17 protein-coding genes are annotated in these 17711 nt (G+C 65.3%); 12 read left to right on the forward strand and 5 right to left on the reverse strand.

Going from position 1 to position 17711, the window contains the following annotated elements; translation table 11 throughout:
* Nucleotides 1-377: 377 nt before the first annotated feature.
* A complete protein-coding gene (locus LTI14_RS03540) occupies nt 378-872 on the reverse strand; it encodes a hypothetical protein (RefSeq protein ID WP_241471078.1) in 495 nt (164 codons plus the stop codon).
* Nucleotides 873-1220: 348 nt separating this feature from the next.
* Here LTI14_RS03540 and LTI14_RS03545 point away from each other — a divergent pair, with 348 nt between their 5' ends.
* The 8 genes from LTI14_RS03545 to LTI14_RS03580 all read left to right on the forward strand — a co-directional run bounded on the left by LTI14_RS03545 (nt 1221) and on the right by LTI14_RS03580 (nt 7650).
* Nucleotides 1221-1682 carry a hypothetical protein gene (locus tag LTI14_RS03545; RefSeq protein WP_241475830.1) on the forward strand — a complete coding sequence of 154 codons (462 nt, stop codon included), beginning with the start codon at nt 1221-1223 and terminating at the stop codon, nt 1680-1682.
* A 132-nt stretch (nt 1683-1814) separates the two neighbouring features.
* A complete protein-coding gene (locus LTI14_RS03550; protein WP_241471076.1) occupies nt 1815-2018 on the forward strand; it encodes a hypothetical protein in 204 nt (67 codons plus the stop codon).
* Nucleotides 2019-2400: 382 nt separating this feature from the next.
* Entirely contained in the window at nt 2401-2709 is a 309-nt protein-coding gene (locus tag LTI14_RS03555; protein WP_241475831.1) for a hypothetical protein, read from the forward strand.
* Nucleotides 2710-2910: 201 nt separating this feature from the next.
* Nucleotides 2911-3621 (forward strand): Crp/Fnr family transcriptional regulator, encoded by a 711-nt coding sequence (locus LTI14_RS03560; protein ID WP_241471074.1) that lies wholly within the window; start codon nt 2911-2913, stop codon nt 3619-3621.
* A gap of 60 nt (nt 3622-3681) precedes the next feature.
* Nucleotides 3682-4224 (forward strand): carboxymuconolactone decarboxylase family protein, encoded by a 543-nt coding sequence (locus tag LTI14_RS03565; protein ID WP_241471073.1) that lies wholly within the window; start codon nt 3682-3684, stop codon nt 4222-4224.
* An 866-nt stretch (nt 4225-5090) separates the two neighbouring features.
* Nucleotides 5091-5369: a hypothetical protein gene (locus LTI14_RS03570; protein ID WP_241475832.1), complete on the forward strand. Its 279-nt coding sequence runs from the start codon at nt 5091-5093 to the stop codon at nt 5367-5369.
* Nucleotides 5370-5794: 425 nt separating this feature from the next.
* Entirely contained in the window at nt 5795-6517 is a 723-nt protein-coding gene (locus LTI14_RS03575) for a response regulator transcription factor (RefSeq protein ID WP_241475833.1), read from the forward strand.
* Nucleotides 6514-7650: a sensor histidine kinase gene (locus LTI14_RS03580; protein WP_241475834.1), complete on the forward strand. Its 1137-nt coding sequence runs from the start codon at nt 6514-6516 to the stop codon at nt 7648-7650. Before LTI14_RS03575 ends, LTI14_RS03580 begins: the two co-directional genes overlap by 4 nt.
* 92 nt (nt 7651-7742) lie before the next feature.
* On the opposite strand, the gene LTI14_RS03585 is transcribed toward LTI14_RS03580, so the two are convergent.
* Nucleotides 7743-8933: a heparan-alpha-glucosaminide N-acetyltransferase domain-containing protein gene (locus LTI14_RS03585; RefSeq protein WP_241475835.1), complete on the reverse strand. Its 1191-nt coding sequence runs from the start codon at nt 8931-8933 to the stop codon at nt 7743-7745.
* Nucleotides 8934-9343: 410 nt separating this feature from the next.
* Between LTI14_RS03585 and LTI14_RS03590 the strand changes: the two genes are divergently transcribed.
* The 4 genes from LTI14_RS03590 (at nt 9344) to LTI14_RS03605 (ending at nt 12394) form a co-directional block, all read left to right on the forward strand.
* Entirely contained in the window at nt 9344-10150 is an 807-nt protein-coding gene (locus LTI14_RS03590) for a putative RNA methyltransferase (RefSeq protein WP_241475836.1), read from the forward strand.
* A gap of 38 nt (nt 10151-10188) precedes the next feature.
* Nucleotides 10189-10704: an NfeD family protein gene (locus LTI14_RS03595; RefSeq protein ID WP_241471068.1), complete on the forward strand. Its 516-nt coding sequence runs from the start codon at nt 10189-10191 to the stop codon at nt 10702-10704.
* A gap of 38 nt (nt 10705-10742) precedes the next feature.
* Nucleotides 10743-11975: an SPFH domain-containing protein gene (locus LTI14_RS03600; protein ID WP_241475838.1), complete on the forward strand. Its 1233-nt coding sequence runs from the start codon at nt 10743-10745 to the stop codon at nt 11973-11975.
* Nucleotides 11976-12052: 77 nt separating this feature from the next.
* Nucleotides 12053-12394 (forward strand): RNA polymerase-binding protein RbpA, encoded by a 342-nt coding sequence (locus tag LTI14_RS03605; RefSeq protein ID WP_058889192.1) that lies wholly within the window; start codon nt 12053-12055, stop codon nt 12392-12394.
* A 108-nt stretch (nt 12395-12502) separates the two neighbouring features.
* Here the strand turns inward: LTI14_RS03605 and LTI14_RS03610 are convergent, their stop codons facing one another.
* The 3 genes from LTI14_RS03610 to LTI14_RS03620 form a co-directional block, all read right to left on the reverse strand.
* Nucleotides 12503-13237 (reverse strand): polyprenol monophosphomannose synthase, encoded by a 735-nt coding sequence (locus LTI14_RS03610; RefSeq protein WP_241464776.1) that lies wholly within the window; start codon nt 13235-13237, stop codon nt 12503-12505.
* A gap of 78 nt (nt 13238-13315) precedes the next feature.
* Entirely contained in the window at nt 13316-14587 is a 1272-nt protein-coding gene (locus tag LTI14_RS03615; protein WP_241475839.1) for a hypothetical protein, read from the reverse strand.
* Nucleotides 14580-17630: a DEAD/DEAH box helicase gene (locus LTI14_RS03620; RefSeq protein WP_241475840.1), complete on the reverse strand. Its 3051-nt coding sequence runs from the start codon at nt 17628-17630 to the stop codon at nt 14580-14582. The genes LTI14_RS03615 and LTI14_RS03620 overlap by 8 nt, the downstream gene beginning before the upstream one ends.
* Between the last annotated feature and the right edge of the window lie 81 nt (nt 17631-17711).

Raw genomic sequence — 17711 nt, forward strand, 5'->3', positions numbered from 1 at the left:
CCTCGAGGAGCTCGACGCGCCGGACATCGATCTCAACCGTCTCGATGACCTGGAGACCTCTGTGGAGATGATCGTCGAATCGGGTCTGGTGGGCTGACCCATCACCGCCCCGGCCAAAGCTCCAGCGGCACCGCCACACGCCCGTTCCCGCTCCGCAGGGAACGGGCGTGTGGCGGTGCCGCTGTGGCTGCGTGCCGCCGCTGTCCTCGAACCCCGGAGGATAGGGGCGTGGCATGGTGAACAACCTTCCATGGAGGCCATCGGCTAGCGAGGTGTCGGGGAAACCAGCCTGTAGGTCAGGTCAAACTGTCATCTATTGGTGCGGCAGACCCGTCTTGGGCGACGGTCCTGACCGCGGAAGAGCGGGATGCGGCTAGCTAACAAGCCTCGGCGGGCGTGGGGGATGTGGGACGGGCCCAGGGTGGTGTGCTGAGGAGTAAGAGTACTGCGGCGATCATCACGCCAGCGATGAAGATCGTGGCAAGGTGAATTGAAAGAGTGCTGCCGTCATACATGGTCACGCCCACAGCCAGCAGCGAGGCGGCCAGAAGCACGAGTCCAATCCAGTGCTGGCGGCGCAGGCCTATCATCACCAGCAGCGCAGGAACGGCGTACCAGACCATGCTCGCAACACCCATCGAGTTGATCTGGTTGATCACCCCGCCGGTGCCGGGCACTGCCGCGACCCATGATCGGAAGAACATCGCAGCACAGTGCAGGATCAGGCCCAGGACTCCAAGGACTATAAGCAAGAGGTCCAGCACCGTCAGGCGTCTGGTCACCCGCTCAAGGGGTAAGCCTGGGGCCACCCATCGGAAGACCAGCAAGGCAAGAACGACCGCGATGAGCATCACGACAAAAGATGTGGACATGAAACTTACCCTACGGCCAGGCAACCCCATCACTTTGTCCCGGGGGCACAGGTAACTGCCACCTCAGTAGTTCAGGTCAAGCTCTCACCTATCCGTGCGACGGAACCGTCTGTAAGTCTCTCGGTGGGAAGGCGAATAGCGTAGCTCTTTGGGCCATGAGTAGACATGGCGCCTCCCTCGTAAATCTCCAGACGCCTTCAGTCGTCGTGCCAGCACGACCTGGAGCCGCGTTCAGCGTCCTGCAACCGCTGGAGATCATCTCTCGTTGTGTGTCCTGGGTCGCAGAACCAGTGTGACGGTCGCCCTAGATTTAAGTCACAGGTTCTCACCTCCAGAAAGGACAGTCCGATGTCTGTTCCCACCACAGCACACGGAACACCACGAACCACTGCGCCCGCCACAACGATGAGGCACAAGATCTCCGCTGGGGCCATAGGAGGAATAATCGGCGGACTCGTCTTCGGAGCGCTCATGGCGATGATGGACATGCTGCCGATGATCGCCATGATGGTCGGAAGTACCTCTGCTGGTGTCGGCCTCGTTGTACACCTCGTCATCTCCATCCTCATTGGCCTGGGTCTGACAAGTCTGCTGAGCGGCGCGCTCTCGAGCTACGGTCGAGGCGCGATCCTCGGCCTGCTCTACGGTGGTCTCTGGTGGGTCTTGGGCCCTTTGCTGATCATGCCCCTGATGATGGGGATGCCCGTGTTCGTTGTAGACGCGGCGGGACTGTGGAGCTTGATGGGGCACCTCATCTACGGCCTGGTCCTCGGTTTGACCGCCGTCGCGGTCCTGAACCGACGCAGGTAGAGACCTGATCCCCGGCCACACTCAATTCGACGTGCTCACGCCTCGGTCTCCCACGGTCCCCGAAGGTCAGGTACACACCGTATTCAACGTCAGCGCCATAAGCTCCGCGGCTCAGGACACTGCGGAGGACATATGCATTTCGACCCCACATACACCGCCCTGGTCGTCACCGGCGCACAGATCGATTTCCCGAGCTCCTACGGTGTCGCCTGGGAACTGGTGGGGCGCAACGTCGAGGAGAACAACACCGTCGAGCACCTCCTCGCAGGAGCCAAACCTGCCAACTGCGAGGTCTTCGTCTCCCCGCACTATTACCACCCTCGCGATCACCAATAGGATTTCGGCGGCACTCTTGAGCAGTAGATGCAAGAGATCGGCATGTTCGACCGACTCGGACCCCTGAACATGGAGGGACTCCAAGGACCCGGGGCCGACTGGATGCCTCAGTACAGGCCCTACGGCCCCCAGACCAATGACCTAATCCTTTAACTGGGCAAACGTGAGATCAACAAGATCCTGCTGGCTGGAATGTCCGCGAACCTCTGCGTGGAAAGCCACCTCCGGAAACTCCTCGAACAGGGCTTGGAGGTGCCTGCGGGAGATCCCACGCTGGCCCTCCAGCAGTGAAGAATTCCGATGCCATTGGCCCAGTAGTTGCCGAGGCCAGATGAACAAGGACTATATGAGCACCGCAGCGTCAATGATTTCAGCTCACCGTGTGAACCCATCGATCCCGGACGTTCTGGCCGGGTGCATCCAAGCTTGCACAGACGCGACTCTGGCCTGCACCTCCTGCGCCGATGCCTGCCTGGCCGAAGATGCGGTCGCTCAGCTGCGCACCACCATCCGCCTCGCCCAGGACACCGCAGAGATGTGCACGACCACGGCACGCATGGAACTTGAATCCGACCCGGGCCAACAACCAACCAATGCGGCCGTGGAAGTCACGGGAACCCCCGCCGTAGGCCGAAGGTACATCACCGGGGTCACTATGCACGTCATCACCGGATGGGCGACTCCGCTCTAGACGCTCGGCAGTTCTTCGAGTGTGTGCTGGATTGCAGACCCGCCCCCGGTGCACCCATACGGTGGACAGAGCCGTCGAAGTTGGAGAGGAGGCAATGAGATGTCCATCATGGAGACACACAGAGCGTGTGCACACAGCCTCGCCCATGCTTCAACGTGCGGGAATCAACCATGGTCTCCGCAGAGACGGGAGAAAGACCCATTGAACTCCACAACCGAGGGCTTCACCTGCCTTGACGAAGTGGACCTCTTCGCTGACCTCAGCCCCGCTGAGGTAGAGGCCATGCACCTGATGGTCCCTGAGCGCCGGTTCGGCCCCGGCGAACTGGTGTTCTCACAGTCTGAACCCGTCAGTGCCCTTTTCGTGCTGAGATCAGGCCGAGTGCGGGTCTTCAGAGTCGCCGAGGATGGAAAGACACTGACACTTGCCATCCTGGAACCTGGGGCAGTCTTCGGCGAAATGCTGCTCGTGGGTCAGCGCATGTATGAGAACTACGCCGAGGCCATCGAAGATTCAGTGATCTGCCAGCTCACCGTCGAGGACGTCGAGCGACACCTGATCGGGGACCCGCGGATCGCACTGCGCATCGCGAAGCTCCTCGGTGACCAGGTGGCTCATCTGGAAGAACGACTCACCGACCTCGCTCTGCGCCCCCTGGCTGCCCGCACAGCCAAGACCCTGCTCACCCTGGCCCAATCTGCCCCCACCAACGCCCTCAGCGCTCGACTGGGACACGGCGGCGCGATCCGGATCACTCACGAACAGCTCGCTGGGCTGCTCGGAGCCACCCGGGAGGCAACCAGCAAGATCTTGTCTGATTTTGCCACCAAAGGGTACATCCGGCAGACCCGCGGACGCATCACGGTCAAAGATCCCGAGCGCCTGCAATCCACAGCCAGGACCACATCCTGAATTCTTCCGCCTCTCACACCTATCGGAGTGGCGGAGCCCATACAGACGAAAGGCACCACATTGAGCAGAATCACCGTAGAAACCGTCGAGTCCGCACCAGAGAACGCGCAGGCTGAGCTGAAGGACCTGGAGCAGAAGTTCGGCAAGGTCCTGAACATCCACGGGGCGATGGCATCATCGCCCGTGGTCCTCCAGGCCTACATCGCCATCCAGCAGGTCATCGAGGACTACGGGACCTTCGACGCCCAGACGCGGGAAGCCATCGCTTTGGCCGTCGGGAACGTCGACGAGTGCACCTACTGCCAGTCCGCCCACACCCAGGGCGCCAAGGCTGCCGGCCTCAGCGAGGATCAGACCGTGGCGATCCGCCGCGGCGATGTCGACTTCGACCCGAAGCTGGCTGCTCTGCTGCAGGTGGCCCGCGAGGCGACTGCCGAGAAGGGAAACGTCAAGGACGCCACCTGGCAGGCAGGACTCGACGCCGGATGGAGTACGAAGGAACTGACTGAACTCACCACCCATGTGGCGTTGAACCTCTACACCAACTACTTCAACCACATGGTCGAGACCGAGCTCGACGTGCCTGCGGCACCCGCCCTCTAGGCTTCTCCACGGAACTCCGGGAAACCCGGTGGCGCGCTGGCCGAAGTCCGTGATGGCTGCACCACGCAGGCATCGCGGGCCTCGGGGCGAATGTAGTCGGCCGTATTTCCAGAACGCTGCGCCCACCGCTCCCGAGCATCCCTCTCTCCTGGACCGTGATAGGGAGACCCGCATGGCTCCCCGCCTTCGGTGGTGCTCTTCGACGTTAACGAGACCCTGTCTGGTATGCGCCCTCTCGCGGCAGCATTGGTCACCGCCGGCACTCCGGCGAGTTGATGTTGGTCATCGTGCACCCCTGAGATATCCACCGGGGCTCCGCTGCCTGACTGGGATCAACGGAGCTCAGGTCTGCTGAGAGTTCTGACCAATGGATCCAGGGACACGTCCGCCACAACTTATGTCTTGCAACCCTTGCCTTTAGAGGCGGCTGGAGTAATTCGCGGTGGATGGGCCTCGTGGGCGCGAATCGCACCGGTGAGTGGCCGCGCTATCGCGGCGCCAATCGTCACCCCGGTGCCCAGAGAGAGGCGGTCCGGCGATCTCTCCGCTGACGCCCCAAGCGACGTACGAACTTCCACTGTGCATCGCAGCGGAAACCCTACGGAGTTTCGTGGCGCCTCTGCGGCCTTTTGGGTGGTTGAAGGAGCTGCCAGCTGCGCCGCCCAATTCGTCCGAGCCGTTTCCGCAACGGGGTGCCAGTCGTTGAAGCTTCTCCCCCTTCTCGTCGCGGCAGAGCTGCCAAGGGAGAGTCCGATGGGATCGATGGCTGTGATGTCGCCACTGCCCCGCCGACCCCCAGCACAGAATGGCTCAGGCATCGGCACACCGGGTGGCACCAGATATTGAACGCGCCCCTTCTAGAGGCGATGGACGGGCTGCGCTTGCGCCTCACCGAGGAGGATGTGCTCCTGGTCCTCGACGATGAACCTTACGCTGCGACCAAGGGTGCGCTCGAAGAACTCGGTTGGGAGCAGCAGGTCTGCCCCGACGGATGGGACGACTTCGGCTCGGTCCAGGTGCTGGAAGTCGACTGCGAGACCGGTAAGGGCACCGGCGCTGAAGATGACCGACGTGCGGGCAGCCACGCCGTGATCGACTATGCGATCCTAGGTGCCAAGACTCGGGGAAAGGCACGCGCGCTTTGAGAATGCTCCGTCGTCGGGCTCACTGCCCGGGCTAAGCAGCTCGCCCATCTGATCAGACACTCAGAACGACGCATCTGCCTCCGAGCGAAAGACCAGCGGCCCCGATGACGGTGTGGTTCGAGAGGTTGAACATCACAGACGCTGCGTGGCGGGTCGGTTCATCGGCGGCGATGCGAGCAAGCAGGGTCAGGGGATTGCACTGACGCTGGGACATGTCGCTTAACGCGGGTGAACCAGGATAGATTCGTCGCAAAATCCATCCTCAAGCAAGTTCACGAGCCTCTTGACTTGTGGCAACCACACGTTCAATTGGGAAGGGCCATTAAACCCGTCGCGAGATGCTGATGGGACGTGTGAGAAATGCCGATTATGTGACGCCCGAGTCCCTACCGAACGCGTGGCCCCGCCTCGATCAAGGAGCGCAGATGCACACAGCACAGACCGGCCGAATCCTCGTGGTCGACGACGAGGTCGATCTGGCCCGGCTGATCGAGGGGTACCTGCGCAAAGCCGGGCTGGATGTCGCCGTGCGCCATGACGGAACTGAAGCCGTGGCCGCGGTGCGCGACTTCGACCCGGACGTGCTGGTACTGGATCTGGGACTGCCCGGCATCGACGGGATCGAGGTGTGTCGGCAGGTGCGGACCCTCTCCGACTGCCACGTGCTGATGCTCACCGCCCGGGACGACGAGATCGACAAGATCATTGGCCTGTCGGTGGGAGCTGATGACTATGTGACCAAACCTTTCAGCCCCCGCGAGCTCGTCGCCCGAGTCCAGGCCATGCTGCGCCGAGCCCGCACCAGCAACAGCGAGACTTCCGGAGGGCCAGACTCCCCCGGGCCGGCGCTGGTGATCGAAGACCTGGTGGTGGACGAGGCTGCCCGGAAAGTGCAACTGGGAAGAGAGCCAGTGGCCTTGACCCGGATCGAGTTCGATCTGCTGGCGTGTCTGGCCACTCACCCGCAACAGGTGTTGTCCAGGACACAGCTGGTGGAGTTGGTCTGGGACACACGCTGGACCGGGGATGATCATCTGGTGGATGTGCACATCGGGCGCATCCGTAAGAAGCTCAATGATGATGCCTCCAGTCCGAGGTTCATCCACACCATCCGCGGGATCGGGTACCGGATGGGAACTGGACGATGAGCTCCACCGCGACCGACCGCCGGTGGTCCTGGAGCCCCTTGACGGTGCGGTTGATGCTGGCCCAGACCGCGGTGCTGGTGGTGGGGCTGATCATCGTGGTGGTCACCGCGGTGCTGGTGGGACCCTCCATGTTCTACCAAGAGCTCATCGAGTCCGGTCACGCCTATGCAGCCTTCGGGTTGGTCCACTTGGAAGATGCCTTCCGATCGGTGATCCTGACCGCTCTGGTGATCGGCGGATTGCCGGCCCTCTTCATCGCCGGGATGCTCAGCTTCTATCTCTACCGCACCATCGGCCGTTCCCTGGCATCGTTCAGCACTGCGGCCGGGCAGGTGGCCGCTGGCAACTACGACGTGCACGTGACCTCCACGAAGCTGGGTCCGGAATTCGACTTGCTGGCCGACTCCTTCAACGACATGGCCGAGAAGCTGGCCGCGGTGGACACCACCCGACGCCAGCTGCTGGCGGATCTGGCCCACGAGATGCGCACGCCACTGGCCAGCCTCAAGGGCCATCTGGAGGGCATCGAGGACGGCGTCGTGGAGTGGGATGAGCGGACCATCGGAATCTTCGACGCTCAGATTGCCCGGATGGAACGCCTGGCCCGCGACATCCGCCAGCTCACCGCGGCCGAGGAGGCCACCGCCAGGTTGCAGCTCACCCTCCAGGACCCCGGTGTGTTGGCCTGCCAGGCGGCTGCGGCCATCGAGCCCGCCGCCGCGGTCAAGAACATCGCGGTGACAACCAGCAGCGGCGGCCCGATGGCGACACCGGTGTTGCTGGATCAGGAACGGATGGGTCAGGTGCTGGGCAACCTGCTGGAGAACGCCTTGGGCCACACACCGCCCGGGGGTGCCATCACCGTCCACACCGATAACGCACCTGAAGCGGTCACCGTCACCGTCACCGACACCGGGGAAGGCATCAGTCCCGAGCACCTGGAACACGTCTTCGCGCGCTTCTACCGCGTCCACACCGGCCGTGAAGCTCACCGCGCAGGCTCAGGCCTGGGGCTGGCGATCAGCAGGTCTCTGGTCGAAGCCCAGGGCGGGACCCTGGAAGCTGCCAGCGACGGACTCGGTCACGGAGCCACTTTCCGGATTCGCCTGCCCCGCAACAGAGACCCGGAGTAACCCGCGCGCATCTCACGGACCACCCCGAGAACCTCCCGAAACGAGACGCACCTCCCCCAGGATCAGACGCCCCGTGCTGCGGACTCGGCCTCTCACTTGTTGCTCTTCTCGCTATCGGAGCCCCTTTCCGACAGATCTCCGAGCACCAGCCGACGGGTGCGCTTGACACTGGTGCTGACCAGCTTCTCCAGCGGCCCCTGCCCCAGAGCCCGCTGCCACACCACCGCGAACACGGCTGCCACCACCACGTGGACCACGAACCACACGTAGGGCAGCCCGTAGTGCGCCTCGACCGACAGGGTCACCAGGTGGACGGTGTACAGGGTAAAGGTCATCGCGCCCATCGCCGAGAGCGGCAGCAACCACTTGCCGATCTTCGGAGCGATCAGCAGAAACACACCCAACACTGTCAGGCTCACCCCGAGGCTGGCCGCGATCGCGAGCGGAGTGTTGGTGTGCGGGGTCGCGATCGCCAGCCACCATCCGGTGGAAGCCGGCAACGAGTCCGGACCAAAGATCAGGACCTGATCCAGCTCGTACCTACTCATCCAAGAGGTGTCCAGGAGTCGTTGGTAGCCGCCGAGCGCGTAGAGCAGGATGTACGAGGTTGTGTGGGCGAAGATCGTCAGCCCCACTCCCACGACCACCACTCGGATCTGAACGGCGGTCTTGCGCAGATTCAGTCGCCCCAGCCCCAGGCCGACCAGCAGATAGGTCATGTACGGCAGAGCCGGGTAGGTACCGGTCAGCAACAGCTGAGACGCGGTGGCCCCCGGCTCGCTCAACACGTCAGCGAACGTGGGGTTGTAGGAGCTCCACGCGGGCAGTTGGCTGAGCAGATTCTGCATGAGCATCGGGGACACGATCCCGAAGACCGCAGCAGAGATGAAGAGCGCCTTGGGGCCCAAGTGCAGGAATGGGATCGCCAGCAGGAAGAAGACTCCGTAGTAGAGCAGGATGCCGTAGGCCGGAGGGTCCTCCGGCATCAGGGTCCCGATCCACAGACCTACGACTGCGATCAACACCGCCCGCACTCCCAGTCCCAGCCTGTCAGCGGTCATCCGCCTGCCGGTGTGCGGGTTCCGCCCGCCGGAGGTCAGCGCCAGTCCCACCCCGGCCAGCAGGGCGAACAGCGCTGCTGAGTCCCCGGAGAAGATCCGCCACGACCAGCTGGCCTCCCCGGTCTCCTCGTTCCAAGCCGGAAGCAGGTGAATGGCCATCAGTCCCACCAGAGCCAGTCCTCGTGCCGCATCGATCCCCACCAACCGGCGCGTGGACCGCACCAGACCATTCTCGATGCCCCCCGCTTCGGTTTCTGATGTTCCACTCATGTTCTTCCCTTTCCTGCCCGTCCCGTGAGGGGCGGTGAAGCCTGCGGCCAATGGCCGTCGCTGTGGTCCCGGAGCGCCCGGGAACGTATTAGTTCCAGGGTGTCCGCTGCACTTAGAGCCCAGGTCGCGGGATCCTCAAGATTCCATGAAGACTCCACGAGTCATCGACTCAAGGGGAGCCCGTTAGCCTTGAGGGCGTGACCTCACCCTGGCCCCTGACCTGCCCCGCATGCGATGCACCATTGAAACTGACACCCACGCCGGATTCCCCAGCTGCATCGACCGGTGGCGAGACCGCCGCAAGGACCGAGGCGATCGCAGGTCCCGTGGCGCCACGGGACACTGAGCCACAGCAGCCGGCGTTGAAGTCGGCGCAGCCGCTCAAGGCGCTGAGCTGCCCTTCCGGCCACCGCTTCGATGCGGCACGTCAGGGTTATGTCAACCTGCTCTCCGGTCGCGGTACCCGTTTCACCCCGGATTCGGCGCAGATGATCATGGCCCGCGAACGTGTCCAGGACGCCGGAGTCTTCGCCGCACTCAGCACGGAGCTGGTCAGGATCCTCGCGGAGCAGATTCCGGTGCACAGACCGGCCCACCCTGGCGAGCCTGGGCTGCTGCTGGACTGCGGCGCCGGCACCGGGCACTACCTGCACCAGCTCCTCGACGCTGCCCCGCAGGCCCGGGGAATCGCTCTGGACCTGTCCATCTCCGGGCTCAAGCGTGCCGCCAGGCACCCGCGAACCCTCGCGCTGGCCTGGGACCTGTGGCAGCCACTCCCCCTGGCCTCAGATTCGGTGGACCTGCTGCTTGATGTCTTCGCTCCCCGCAACGTGAGTGAATACGCCCGAGTGCTCCGCCCGGGTGGACTGGCGGTGGTTGTGACCCCCGGTGACGTGCACCTGACCGAGCTGCGCGAGGCAGGCATGCTCGGAATCCACGACCAGAAGCTGCGGCAGCTCAAGGACCAGATGACACCCACCTTCGGTGCCGCCGAACTCAACGCCCAGGTCAGCGGCAGGGTCCCAGTCGACGCCAGTCTCGCCGCTGACCTGGTGTTCATGGGTCCGGCCGGGCATCATCGGGATCATGATGCGCTGCGCGAGAGTCTGCAGGCCCGTGACGTGGCCGCCGTCACGGTCGACCTCGACGTGAGCCTGTGGCGCGGATAGGCTGAAGTCACAGGTATATGGGTTGATGAGGAGCTGAGATGATCGAATGGTTCGGCGACAACCTCTGGGCACCCTGGCTCGCAATTGCCCTGGGACTCCTCGTGCTGGAGGCCATCACGCTCGATCTGCTCTTCCTGATGCTCGCCGTCGGAGCCGCCGCCGCCACCACCGTGGCCCTCGCCGGTGGAGAGCCCTGGCTGCAGGTGTTGGTCGGCTGTGCCACCGCCCTGCTGATGCTTGGCGCCGTCCGGCCCATCGCCCTCAAACATCTCAAGAAGGGCCCGGCGAACCAGCTGACCAACATCGACCGGATGGCCGGCATGGAAGCCCATGCGCTGGAAGCCATCACCGGCGACGCCGGCCTCGCCGAGGTCGACGGCGACACCTGGACCGCCCGCACCATCGGTGACGTCCGGATCGAACCCGGGATGGACGCCGTCGTCGAATCGGTGGACGGCGCGATCGTCTACCTGCGACCTGCGCGACAGATCAAATGGGATGAGGCGGGCCCCGACACCATCGGGCCCAACACTCCCCGACCGGAAGGCGCCTGAGAGATCTTCAGGCGCGCCACTGAAAAGAACGGAACGTCATGGAAGTCACTGCACTTGTAGTTCTCCTGGTCCTCGTCGCCCTGGTGGTGATCATCATCGCCCGCAGCGTGCGCATCGTGCCGCAGGCTCGCGCCGGACTGATCGAGCGCCTGGGCAAGTACCAGCGCACCCAGGGGCCGGGACTCACCCTGCTCGTCCCCTTCATCGATCGACTGCTGCCGATGCTGGACATGCGCGAGCAGGTCGTCTCCTTCCCGCCCCAGCCCGTGATCACCGAAGACAACCTGGTGGTCTCCATCGACACGGTGGTGTACTTCCAGATCACCGATCCGAAGGCCGCAACCTACGAGATCCAGAACTACATCATCGCGGTGGAGCAGCTCACCACGACCACACTGCGCAACGTGGTCGGCGGACTGAACCTCGAAGAGGCCCTGACCTCACGTGATCGCATCAACGGTCAGCTCCGCGGGGAGCTGGACAAGGTCACCGGACGCTGGGGCATCCGCGTCGCCCGAGTCGAGCTCAAGGCCATCGAGCCGCCGCACTCTATCCAGGACTCGATGGAGAAGCAGATGCGCGCCGAGCGCGAACGCCGCGCCGCGATCCTCACCGCCGAAGGCACCAAGCAGGCCGCGATCCTCACCGCTGAAGGTGAGCGACAGGCCTCGATCCTCGCCGCAGAAGGTGACGCACAGGCCCGGATCCTCGGCGCCAACGCTGAGGCGCAGGCCATCGAGACCGTGTTCAACGCGGTCCACGACTCGGAACCCGGCCCTGAGCTGCTCTCCTACCAGTACCTGCAGATCCTCCCGGAGATCGCCAAGTCAGAGTCCAACACCATGTGGATGATCCCCGGCGAGTTCAGCGACGCGTTGAAGAACCTCTCCGGAGCCTTCGGCGGACCCGAGTCGGCCCAGCAGTCAGGCATCAGCCTCGAGGACCGAGAGGCCGAACGAGCAGCTCGCACGGAGCGGCTGAAGCAGCGTCGGCTGGAGAAGGCCCAGGAGAGTGCACAGAACAAGGGCAAGCCCGCCATCTCCTCGGCCATCGCGGATATGGCAGAGTCAGCCCGCAGCACCTCGGTCACCGATGAGAACCCGCACTACACCAGCCGTCAAGAGGTCGAGCAGGAGGCCCGCAAGGCCCAGGTCGGCAATGCGGCAGTCGCCGAGTCACGCACTGAGGCTCCCGCCGAGGAAGGCACCGGGCTCACCGAGCAGCCGGTCTTCCAGCAGCAGCCCGAGCCCATGGAGGACCCGCAGCGCTGATCGAGATGGGAATAACTCCGCGGTGCTCTAGAGTTATAGCTAGGAATGACTCTGCCCATCACACTGGAGGATAATCGATGAGTGATCGCAGTCTGCGCGGAATGCGCCTTGGTGCGCAGTCCATGGAAACCGAGCAGGGCGTCGAGCCGGCGCCGCGTCAGGAGATCGAGTATCTCACTGAGGATGGCGAGCGGATGCGGGTGATGTTCTCGGCTGAGGCCGATGTCCCCGCAACCTGGGTCTCCCCCACCGGCAAGGAAGGCCTGCGCGTTGACGTCGACAGGCCCGAAGCCGAGCCGGAGAAGCCGGTCAGGACCCACTGGGACATGCTGCTGGAACGACGTTCCACAGAGGACCTCGAGGTGATCCTGCAGGATCGTCTCAAGCTGCTCAAGGAGCGTCGCGGCGAGGCCGCCTGACTCCCGCAGCTGATGCGATGCTGAGCACAGAAGCCTGCTCACAGACGGCGACGGCGTCCCTCCCGAGAGATCGGGACGGACGCCGTCGCCGTCTGTGTGTGCTGATCGTCAGCGCTGGCGCAGCTTCTGCCCCAATGTCCGGGCCCGCGCGCGAAGTCCCCAGCGCGTGACGTTGACCATCGCCTCTACAACGATGTCGGAGCTCATCTTGGACTCACCCAGCGTGCGCTCGACGAAGGTGATGGGCACCTCGACGATGGTCTTGCCCATGCCCGCCACCCGGAAGGTCATGTCGACCTGGAAGCCGTAGCCCACCGATTCGATGCTGCCCAGATCGATCTCTTCGAGCACCGAGCGCCGGAACACCCGGAATCCGGCGGTGATGTCGCGGACCTTCAGACCCAGCAGCGTCCGGGAGTATAGGCTGCCGGCGCGAGAGATCGCGATCCGGTGCAGCGGCCAATTGACCACCGAACCTCCCGGCACCCAGCGTGATCCGATGACCAGGTCAGCCTCATCGATCTTGGCCAGCAGCTTCGGCAGCTGCTCGGGCTGGTGCGACCCGTCCGCGTCGAGCTCGACCAGGACGTCGTAGCCGCGTTCGAGTCCCCAGCGGAATCCTGCGATGTAGGCGCCGCCGAGCCCGTTCTTGGCCGTGCGGTGCAGCACGTTGATCTGCGCGTCCTGGGAGGCGAGCTCGTCGGCGAAGTCTCCGGTGCCGTCGGGGCTGTTGTCATCGACGATGAGCACATCTGAGGTTGGAACTGCCGCACGAAGACGTGCCACGGTGCCCGGCAGGGCATCGATCTCGTCGTAGGTCGGGATGATCGTCAGGATCTTCACGAGTCGCTTCGCGTCCTTCTGGGGGTTGTGGAGATGAGGGTGGAGGGTCGAGGACAGTCTACGGTCACGTGCTGGCGCTCAGGCCTGGGCTCCAGCGCCGGATCGAGCGACAGGATGAGTCACCTCGACGCCGTCGATCACAGTGGAGATCAGCGTGGGCAGGGTCGCGCCGTCGAGATAGGGCAGCAGCGGGGTCCGGGCCCGCACATCGGTGCTCCACGCCGCGGTCCGCGAATCAGGGGTCTGCACCGCCAACGAGTCCACCTCCCAGATGGCGTAGGTGGCCCGGGCCCCAGGGTCCAGCTGCGCCGAGGTGGCGGGTGTGCCGCTGGACTCGGGCAGCGACCGGTAGGCGCCGCGAGTCTGCGCGTTGAACCCCGCCCGCACCGAGACCGGATCGCTCTCGTGGTGGACGTGTGCGCTCACCGCTGCCCAGGGGCTCTGTCCTGCCTCGGCGACGGCGCTGACCGGAACGCCGACGCTCAGTGCGGTGGCCAGGTGGCCGCGACCGCGCAGCACCACCTGCACGCCGGTGTCCAGCAGCGACTCCCATTCCTCCCGGGACGCGGAGTCGAAGCCGTGGAGCACCGTGGGCAGCCCACCTGGTGGACTCTGCCGCTTGGCGCGCATCTCGCCGGTGGAATCCACCAGGGCCGCCACCATGGTGGCCGGGGTGATGTTCTGACTCATGCGCAGGATGAGCTGACGCTGGGCCAGCGCGGCTGCGAGTCTGATGCTCAGCAGCTGTTCCAGCACGTCCTCAGCGGGGAGCTGCAGCGCCGCTGGGCGGCCGAGTATCGCATCCACGGTGCGGAGCAGCTCCGCGGCGGCCCGCACGGCGTCCAGCCGGTCAGCCACGCCGGATTCGGCGAGCCCGGTGAGCGTGAGCACCGGGTAGGCGCGAACCCGGTGCTCCGCGGCGGCCCTGAATGCAGTGTTCAACAACTCCTGGGCCACCTCGGCCTCGCTCAGCGCGGGCACCGGCAGTTCGATGTTCAGCCGCACGGCGCCGCAGCCCAGGGCTGCCGCCGCGTCCAGCGCCGCAGCGATCCGGGTGCCCCAGGAGCCGACGCCGGCGGTGCCGGGCGCCGCGTCAGCTGCAGCATCTCCGGCGGCATGTTCGGCGGCATCGAGGTCCACCCAGCCCACGAAGGCGGGCGCCACCAGGGCCCGGTCCAGGTCCTGGATGACCAGGTCGGCGTCCTTGCGCTCTGCGGCGGTCTCGTCAGAGCCGACCCAGGCGATCAGTCCGTCCTCGACCAGCATCGCGTCTGCGTAGGGCTCAGAAGGGGAATGGATCGTGCCGTTGGTCAGCAGTCGCGGCGGGTGCGCGGCACCGGTGCTAGTCATCAGTTGGCTCCTCCAGGTTCTGATAGGCCACCGAGGAGTATGCCACCACTCCCCGGCCGATCAGCTGCACTGCCTCATGACAGCGCGCCGAGAGCTTGGCCGGGGTATGTGGGATCTTGCTCAGCTGATCCAGGGTGTCGATGCATTGTTTGGTCCAGCGCACGAAGTCTCCTGCGGCCAGCGGCGAGTCGTCCAGCGCGCTGCGCAGACTCTGGCCGTCCGCCCAGGCGTACATGGGCAGCACCAGGCCAAGCTCCGGGGCGGCGGTGGGTTCCAGGTGATGACGCTTCTCCAGAGCTTCAAGTTCAGCGTGAACCTCAATCCCGGTCCGCGCAGCCTGGGCCAGGCGCTTCGTCGGCATCACCGGCATGGCCCCCTCATCTTCGCGTTTGGCCTGGTAGACCAGCACCGTGACGAAGGCGGCCAGTTCCTGCGCGGTGAGCCCGGAGAGGACTCCGCGCTCCATGAGCAGCCCGGTGAACAGGTCTCGCTCGCCGTAGATGCGGCGCAGCTGCTGTCCGCGATCGGTCACCGCGAATTCGGTGGCGAACCACTCCTCCGCGGTGAATCCCGGACGCTGAAGCGCCGGCTCGACGGAGATCAGCTGTCCCGGGTCTGCCGGCGGGACGTGTGGCATCAGCTCCGGGTCCACCGCCTCCATGTGTCCGAGCTCATGCAGGACCCCGCAGACCCGGTCGAAGGTCTTGGCGATGGAGCCGGTGCGGCGGTCGATCTTCAGCTTGAGCTGATCGATCTCGCGCTGCAGCTTCCATGCGCGCTCGGCCCAGCGGGCGTGGTCCTCACGCTCGCTGCAGCCATGACAGGGGTGGCGCTGCAGGGCGCTCTGCAGCTGCTCCAGCGACTCCGCCTCGGTCTCCTCCTCGCGGAAGCCGAAACCGGGGGTGGGCGCGTTGGACCGCGGCGGCACCCGCTCGTGCATCGCGGCACGCATCGAGGAGGCGAGGTCCCGGCGCACCTTTGGCACCTTGACCTGGGGCTTGCGCGGGAGCCGGACGCTGGAGATGACCTCGGGCGGCTGGGCGAAGTCCTCGGCGGTGACATTGCGGAACTTGCCGTCGGCGGTGATCACTCCGGGCCGGGGGTCATGTTCGGGCGCACTGTGGACCACCAGGGACTCTCCGAAGCCGCGCTTGCCGCCGACCTCGATGACGTCGCCCGGCTGAAGCGCCGCGAGGACCCGGATGATCTCGCGTCGACGCTGCCGCTGGCGCGCCTTGGCCTGGTCCTTCTCCGCCTCACCGAGTCTGCGGCGCAGTGCGGCATATTCGCGGAAGTCCCCCAGATGGCAGGCCATCGCCTCCTCATAGCCGGCCATGGAGGATTCCCGCTTCGCCACATCCCGGGCGACGCCGACCACCGAGCGGTCGGCCTGGAATTGGGCGAAGGAGGATTCCAGAATGGTGCGCGCGCGTCGTCGTCCGAACTGGGCGGTGAGATTCACCGCCATGTTGTAGGAGGGCTTGAAGCTGGAGTTCAGCGGGTAGGTCCGCTTGGAGGCGAGTCCCGCGACCTGCCGCGGATCCATGCCCGGCTGCCAGACGACGACGGCGTGGCCTTCCACGTCGATTCCGCGCCGTCCGGCACGGCCGGTGAGCTGTGTGTACTCCCCCGGCGTGACATCGACGTGGGATTCGCCGTTGAACTTGTCCAGCTTCTCCAGGACCACGGTCCGGGCGGGCATGTTGATCCCCAGCGCCAGGGTCTCGGTGGCGAAGACCACCTTGAGCAGCCCCTCGGCGTAGAGCGCCTCGACGAGCTCTTTGAAGGGTGGGAGCATGCCGGCGTGGTGCGCGGCGACCCCGTTGATGAGCGCCTCACGGAAGCTCTCGAAGCCCAGGATGGCGAGGTCCTCGGCCGGGAGGTCCCAGCCCATCTGCTCGACCCGGGAAGTGATCTCGGCGGCCTCTTCCCGGGTGGTCAGCACGATGCCGGCGTTCAGGCACTGCTCCACAGCGGCCTCACAGCCCACTCGGGAGAAGATGAACCCGATGCAGGGGAGCAGACCGTCGCGGTCGAGAGCCCGGATCATCTTGGGCCGGTTCAGCCGCGGGCGCCCGGCGCCGGATCCGGAGATCCCGGAGGCGCCCGAGGTCCCCGCGCCGCCGCGGCTGCCGGCCCCGCCTCGGCTAGAGGAGGCGCTGCTGCGCAGCTCCTGGCGGGGGCCGCCGCCCGGTCCGCCCTTGCCAGAGCCGCGAACCGCGCCGCGACCCGGACCTCGACCGGGTCCCCGGCCGTTTCCGCGAGACCGGTTTCCGCCGCTGCGCCGGGAACTGGGCCCTTCGCTCTGATGCGCGAGGCGCTGCAGCTCGGGGTTGACCAGCGTCGGCGCGTCGTCGTCCTCCTCGTAGATGAAGAGATCGTGCAGCTCGTTGTCCACGAACATGTGCTGCCACAGCGGCACGGGACGGTGCTCGGAGACCACCACCGAGGTCTCCCCGCGCACCGTGTCCAACCAGGCGCCGAACTCTTCAGCGTTGGAGACCGTGGCCGAGAGAGCGACGACCTGGACGTGCTCAGGGAGGTGGATGATGACTTCCTCCCAGACGGCGCCGCGGAAACGGTCGGCCAGGTAGTGGACCTCGTCCATCACGACGTAGCCCAGATCCCGCAGCGTCGCGGAGTCCTGGTAGAGCATGTTGCGCAGCACCTCGGTGGTCATCACCACGATCTGCGCCTCGGAGTTGATCGAGGTGTCCCCGGTGAGCAGACCCACCTTGTCGGTGCCGTGGACCTCCACCAGCTCCTGATACTTCTGGTTCGAGAGCGCCTTGATCGGCGTCGTGTAGAACGTCTTGGTGTTGTGGGCCAGGCCGAGGTGGACGGCGAACTCGCCGACGATGGTCTTGCCCGCCCCGGTCGGGGCCGCGACCAGCACGGCCCGTCCTGCTTCCAGGTGCTGACAGGCCTGGACCTGGAAGTCATCGAGGTCGAAGGCCTGAGCCTGGCGGAAGACCCCGAGCTCAGTCTTGGCCTCCGCTGCTCGTCGACGTGACTGTGCGTAGCGCTCGGCCGGTGAACTCATGCTTCCAGCCTATGACATCGCGCCGGCTCGACTTCACGTGGCATCTCCGCCTCCGTCAGCTCATCCCGGGCCCCGCGAGCT

Origin of the sequence: Nesterenkonia sp. YGD6, assembly GCF_022565895.1 — a bacterium.
Lineage (GTDB): Bacteria > Actinomycetota > Actinomycetes > Actinomycetales > Micrococcaceae > Nesterenkonia.

Bases quoted from the DNA above. Each gene is read 5' to 3' on its own strand.
- LTI14_RS03540 (WP_241471078.1), bottom strand. From the start codon at position 872: ATGTCCACATCTTTTGTCGTGATGCTCATCGCGGTCGTTCTTGCCTTG.
- LTI14_RS03545 (WP_241475830.1), top strand. From the start codon at position 1,221: ATGTCTGTTCCCACCACAGCACACGGAACACCACGAACCACTGCGCCC.
- LTI14_RS03550 (WP_241471076.1), top strand. From the start codon at position 1,815: ATGCATTTCGACCCCACATACACCGCCCTGGTCGTCACCGGCGCACAG.
- LTI14_RS03570 (WP_241475832.1), top strand. From the start codon at position 5,091: ATGGACGGGCTGCGCTTGCGCCTCACCGAGGAGGATGTGCTCCTGGTC.
- LTI14_RS03575 (WP_241475833.1), top strand. From the start codon at position 5,795: ATGCACACAGCACAGACCGGCCGAATCCTCGTGGTCGACGACGAGGTC.
- LTI14_RS03580 (WP_241475834.1), top strand. From the start codon at position 6,514: ATGAGCTCCACCGCGACCGACCGCCGGTGGTCCTGGAGCCCCTTGACG.
- LTI14_RS03595 (WP_241471068.1), top strand. From the start codon at position 10,189: ATGATCGAATGGTTCGGCGACAACCTCTGGGCACCCTGGCTCGCAATT.
- LTI14_RS03600 (WP_241475838.1), top strand. From the start codon at position 10,743: ATGGAAGTCACTGCACTTGTAGTTCTCCTGGTCCTCGTCGCCCTGGTG.
- LTI14_RS03605 (WP_058889192.1), top strand. From the start codon at position 12,053: ATGAGTGATCGCAGTCTGCGCGGAATGCGCCTTGGTGCGCAGTCCATG.
- LTI14_RS03615 (WP_241475839.1), bottom strand. From the start codon at position 14,587: ATGACTAGCACCGGTGCCGCGCACCCGCCGCGACTGCTGACCAACGGC.
- LTI14_RS03620 (WP_241475840.1), bottom strand. From the start codon at position 17,630: ATGAGTTCACCGGCCGAGCGCTACGCACAGTCACGTCGACGAGCAGCG.